This is a genomic window from Sulfuricaulis sp. (assembly GCF_041499725.1).
GTDB lineage: Bacteria > Pseudomonadota > Gammaproteobacteria > Acidiferrobacterales > Sulfurifustaceae > Sulfuricaulis.
Genome location: NZ_JBGQKW010000133.1, coordinates 1 through 4,422, shown reverse-complemented (window position 1 = coordinate 4,422; position 4,422 = coordinate 1). Strand labels below are relative to the sequence as shown.

4 protein-coding genes and 1 pseudogene are annotated in these 4,422 nt (G+C 56.4%); 3 read left to right on the top strand and 2 right to left on the bottom strand.

Annotated features, from left to right (window positions below; translation table 11 throughout):
* The first annotated feature begins 353 nt into the window (after positions 1-353).
* The 3 genes from ACC569_RS14075 to ACC569_RS14065 all read left to right on the top strand — a co-directional run bounded on the left by ACC569_RS14075 (position 354) and on the right by ACC569_RS14065 (position 3,704).
* Entirely contained in the window at positions 354-851 is a 498-nt protein-coding gene (locus ACC569_RS14075; RefSeq protein WP_372524160.1) for a DUF3015 domain-containing protein, read from the top strand.
* 86 nt (positions 852-937) lie between these two features.
* Entirely contained in the window at positions 938-2,851 is a 1,914-nt protein-coding gene (locus ACC569_RS14070; RefSeq protein ID WP_372524159.1) for a DUF4105 domain-containing protein, read from the top strand.
* Between the two features lie 4 nt (positions 2,852-2,855).
* On the top strand, positions 2,856-3,704 hold the full coding sequence (locus ACC569_RS14065; RefSeq protein WP_372524158.1) for an alpha/beta hydrolase: 849 nt from the start codon (positions 2,856-2,858) through the stop codon (positions 3,702-3,704).
* Here ACC569_RS14065 and ACC569_RS14060 read toward each other — a convergent pair.
* Together ACC569_RS14060 and ACC569_RS14055 are read right to left on the bottom strand one after the other, a co-directional pair.
* Positions 3,695-4,189, bottom strand: coding sequence for a hypothetical protein (locus tag ACC569_RS14060; protein ID WP_372524157.1), 495 nt, complete (start codon positions 4,187-4,189; stop codon positions 3,695-3,697). The genes ACC569_RS14065 and ACC569_RS14060 overlap by 10 nt on opposite strands.
* 28 nt (positions 4,190-4,217) lie before the next feature.
* Positions 4,218-4,422 (bottom strand): annotated as a pseudogene (locus ACC569_RS14055) (nicotinate-nucleotide diphosphorylase); the annotation flags it as partial.

Here is a 4,422-nt window from a genome sequence, read left to right as displayed (position 1 = left end):
TGACCAGGTCCTTGGGCTGGCCAACGGATAGCTTCTTCAGGTTTTCTTTATTCTGGTCTCTCAGGAGGTCACTGGTGTCGAGATAGAGAGAACTGCACCCGGCCAAAATTAATGACAGCAGAACGATGATTTTTTTCATTGTATCCTCGTCGATACGCAAGTTTTGATATGAAGCGCTATGACAGACCTGGATTCAGGATTATTTTATGATAAGTTCGTGTAGGAAATGCGTCATGGACAGTGTCGAAAACCCCCCCAATTCCCTTGACACCTTCTTATGCCGAGCATATAAGGTAAGAGGATGTACGAGTAATAGGCGCCTTTATTCCTTTTAATATCAGGAGGATATTTTAATGTTGAATAAGAAACTCGCAATCGTTGCTTTGATAGTCGCGTTCCCTGTTGGTGCCATGGCTGCCGGTGAGAATAATACTGGAAGCTGTGGTTGGGGCGCCAAGCTGTTCGATGGTCAACGCGGAATTGCTCCTCAGGTTCTCGCGGCGACGACCAACGGAACTTCCGGCAACCAGACATTCGGTATTTCTTCCGGTACTTCCGGCTGCACGCAGGATGGAGTAGTAAAGTCCACCTGGAAGACGGCGATGTTTATTGACGGCAACAAGACCAAGCTGGCGCGCGACATGTCCACCGGCAGTGGCGAGACTCTGGAGTCCCTGGCCAAGCTGATGGGTATTCAGGACCAGCACAAGGCCGCATTTTTCCAGGCCACCAAGGATAATTTTTCACGCATCTTTGCCTCCGATAACGTAACGACCGATCAGGTAGTGGCTTCTCTGAAGCAGGTGTTGGCGTCGGACAGCGAACTCGCTCCGTACTCCAAATCGATCTAACTTGATTTAAGTTGTCGCTTCATCACGGCACCCAGCGGCTGCAAGCTGGGTGCCGTTTTCATATCCCCCGCCATCACGGGTAACCCATGTCAGGGCGCTGGATTTTTTTGCTCATTCTGTTGTGGCAACCGCTCGCGGTTTTCGCGACCGACAACACCTATCTGAAAGAACTGGTCGGGCAGGCACGGCGTGAAAATCTCGCGCAGCGCACTGAGTGGCTCAATCTCTTGCATTACAAACCCTATCCTTTTTGGCCGGGGATGCGCAGCCTTGCCGACGACCCCGCCTTTTTTAATGCACCCAGTGGCAAGACCGACGCGGCGGCTGAACTGGACGCAACACTCGCCAGTTTTTTCTCAACCGTAGAAGAATCCGATAAGGCGCAAAATCCGCAATGCCGCTTCATCGCCCGTTATCATTGGCTGAAGGAAGAACTGCATTTCGATCCGGCGCGTTTACCGGAGCAGCCCTGCAAACGTTTTTATCAGTGGCGTGCGAGTCTTGATCCTTACGAGATCACGCTGGTTTTCCCCGCCGCTTACCTGAACAACCCTGCCTCCATGTACGGTCATACGCTGTTGCGTATCGATGCCAAGGATCAGGACGAACATACGCGATTGCTCGCCTACTCCATCAGCTATGCTGCCGGCACAAATGAAACCAGCGGTCTTATTTTTGCGGTCAGAGGATTATTCGGAGGTTATCCCGGGTTATTCGCGATTACGCCTTATTACCTCAAGGTCAGGGAATACAGCGACATCGAAAACCGCGACGTGTGGGAGTATCAGCTGACGCTGACACCCTCGGAAATTGACCGGCTCCTGATGCACACATGGGAGCTTGGTCCAACACACTTTGATTACTATTTCTTTGACGAGAACTGCGCGTATCATCTGTTGTCGCTGCTGGAAGTAGCGCGCCCCGGCCTGGAATTGACCGACCGGTTTCGCTGGTGGGCGATTCCCTCCGACACCGTGCGCGCCGTGACCGATCAGCCGGGCCTGCTCAAGCGCGTGGTTTATCGTCCCGCCACTACGACCATCATCCGGCGACGACTGGCAGAGATGGATGACCGGCAATCCGGCTTAGCCAGGGACTTGGCCGAAAGGAAAATATCAGCGAGCGACGACCGTTTGAGCGAATTACCGCCACAAGAGCAGGCCAGGATTCTGGAGTTGGCATACGACTACGCCACGTATCGATCGTCAACAGGCCATGGCATGGCGACTGCCGCCCAGATGCACGAGTTGTTGCTGGCGCGCAGCCGTCTGGAGGTTCCGCCGCAGCGGCCCGAGGTGCCAATGCCCGCAGTACGACCGGATCAGGGCCACAAAACTTCGCGTCTGGCGCTGGGTGTCGGAAGCCGCGGCGGGCGCCAATTCGAGGAGATCGACCTGCGTCCGACCTATCATGATCTCATGGACGACGACGGCGGTTATACGCGCGGCGCCCAGATCGAGTTTTTCAACATGAGGTTCCGGCACTACCGGGGCGACGACAGTCTGCGCCTGGAGGAGTTCACGCCGCTGAATATCGTCTCGCTGTCGCCGCGCGATGATTTTTTCACGCCGGTATCATGGAAGATCAATATCGGCTGGACACGCAAACATTTTTCCGATGATGACGAACCGTTGGTATTCCGCGCCAACGCCGGGCCTGGCCTGGCCTTCAATATGCCGGGCTCGCATGAGGGGCATTCGGTGTATTACGGTTTTGTCGAGGCCGCGCTGGACGTGGGTAAACGCTTCGACCAGGACTACGCTCTGGGCGCTGGCCCCACCGTTGGATGGTTAACGGATATATCGGATCGCTGGAGAATCAACCTGTATGCACGATCCCTTCGCTATGGCCTGGGTGACGCACATAATGCGCGCGATCTGACGCTCGAGCAGCGCTATTCACTGAATCGGCAAAGCGCCTTGCGTCTCGGGCTGCATCGAAAGCAGGAATTCCAGGATTACTGGAACGCCGCGGAGATTTCACTGCAATATTATTACTGATCTCATGCGAAGCTTGATATTCATCGGGTTGCTGTCGTCTGCCCTGTTCGGCTGCAGCGGTGTTTTTTTTCAGCCCTATCGCGGGCACGTTCAAACACCCAAACAGCTGGGCCTCACGTATGAGGACGTGTATTTCCAGGCCGGCGACGGCACTCCGCTGCACGCCTGGTTCCTGCCGGCGAAGGGCAAGGCGCAGGGAACCATTCTGTTTCTGCACGGCAACGCCGAGAACATCAGCACCCATATCATGTCGGTGCGTTGGTTGCCGGCGCGAGGGTTCAATGTCTTGCTGCTCGACTATCGCGGTTACGGCGCTTCGGGCGGCACGGCTTCGATGTCAGGGGTGCAGGACGACATGGACGCCGCGTTGCGTACCCTGCTGGCGCGCAAGGACGTGGATCCCGACCGCGTGGTGGTTTTTGGACAGAGTCTCGGCGGTGCTATTGCCATCTATCACGTGGCGCATTCGTCGTATCGCCGACACATCCGGGCCCTGGTGGTCGAAAGTGCCTTCGCCAGTTATCGTCAAATCGCGCGCGAGAAGCTGGCCGATTTCTGGCTGACCTGGCCGCTGCAATGGCCGTTGTCGTGGACGGTATCGGACGAGTACAGCCCGTCCGATGCGGCGGCTGGCATCAGTCCTATTCCATTACTTGTCATCCACGGGGATCGCGATCCCATCGTGCCGCTGCATCACGGACAGCGTTTGTACGAACTGGCGAGAGAACCGAAACAGCTATGGGTTATTCCCGGCGGAGGACACATCCAAGCGTTTCAAAGTCAAATCTATCGCGATCGTTTTGTCGGCTATCTGACGGAAGTTCTGTCGGAATCTCCGGCGGGTCACAAATAGACGTAACCGTTGCGGCGCAACCGTTCCTCTTCGTCCGGTCCGTAGGGCACCAGCTCGATGAACGCGGGGATGTCCTCCTTCCGCAGGCCGAGGCGCCGCATTACGGTAAGACACATCTTTACTTCAATGACATGTTCGGCATCGAGACGCGCCGCTTGGTCGACCAGCTTCTGGAACCGCGGGTAATTCTTTTTCGCAAAGATCTCGATCTCGGGCCCGTGCAGCACCAGCGCAATCCCGGTGCGGGGATTGTCGGCGTGCATGGATTGCGCCAGTTGCTCGGCGCGCGTCAGCAGGCCGGCGATCTCCTCGGGCGTGTGCAGCGTGACGTTGAAAAGATAGCGCCCCTGCTGTTCGGTGATGCTGATGGAAGGCGCCGCGCGTTCCGGACCGGCCATGTCGGATGAAGCGCGGGGCCAGAGCAGATAAGCGGCAGCCGCGATAGCGGTTATCAGGACCAGAACGGCAATGTGTTTGCGGCGCATGCCGGACTCCTTTTTGTCTGGGGCGGAATCAGGATGGATGAGCAAAGCGCATGGACAAGTCTACCGCCTTGACGGTTTTCGTCATATCGCCAATCGAGATGTAATCCACCCCGGTTTCAGCAAAGGCTCGGATGTTGGAAAGATTTATCCCGCCGGAGGCCTCGAGCTTTGCCCGTGCGCGCGTTTCCGTGACGGCGGCTTTCAGTTCCACCACGCTAAAATTGTCGAGCAAC